1 protein-coding gene is annotated in these 749 nt (G+C 31.1%); it reads right to left on the reverse strand.

Translation table 11 applies throughout. From position 1 onward, the window contains the following. Window positions 1-513: hypothetical protein (locus NQ163_RS20570; RefSeq protein ID WP_268192190.1), on the reverse strand; the 513-nt coding region annotated here is incomplete at its 3' end. Window positions 514-749 lie beyond the last annotated feature (236 nt).

Raw genomic sequence — 749 nt, forward strand, 5'->3', positions numbered from 1 at the left:
TCCAGCAAAATAATCTCGATAAGAAGAAAATTCCCAATCTTCAGGTTTTGAAACCAACTTATCCATTACCGGATTCAAATGGATGTATTCGAAACAAGCATTAAGATAATTCGGACAAAGCAGATCGGTATTAATTAGACTTCCAAATGCATTATTGAAATAGTTTGGTGTAATTACATCATTATTGTTTAAACATGGGGATTTTGTATGCTTTTGAAACAATGATCCGGTGAAATTCTCTTGTTTTTGAATTGCTCTAGTATAACTACTAAGTATTTTGCCAATCGAAGAATTTAGTTTCTCCTTTCTTTCGGATATTTCGTTGCTTCTGACATAAATCATTAAATGAAAGTGTGTAGGCATAAGACACCAGGCTAATATATCTGCATAAGGAATTACATTCGAGTGAAACTTCCTTAAGAAAAACAGATAATTATCTCGATTAAAGAATATTTTACACTTGTTATTTCCTCTGTTGTAAACGTGATAAAGATATCCTTCTTCAAAATTCATAGCAGAAATGAGATTTTATTAAAGATACAGTTTTTGATATAAACTATTGCCCATGATATTCCCACTTTAATTTGTATATCAATAATTGCTGTCTTTTTGGGTGAATTTATTGGTAACCTCACTCTAAGTGAGGATACCAAGGAGTAAAATACTTTTCAGAAGTTTAATAAGCCTGCTCTTGATATCCCCACTCAAAGTGGGGTTATCAATAATAGAATGTAGTGAAGATATTTATT

This window comes from Marinifilum sp. D737, from assembly GCF_026672275.1.
Taxonomy (GTDB): Bacteria; Bacteroidota; Bacteroidia; order Bacteroidales; family Marinifilaceae; genus Marinifilum.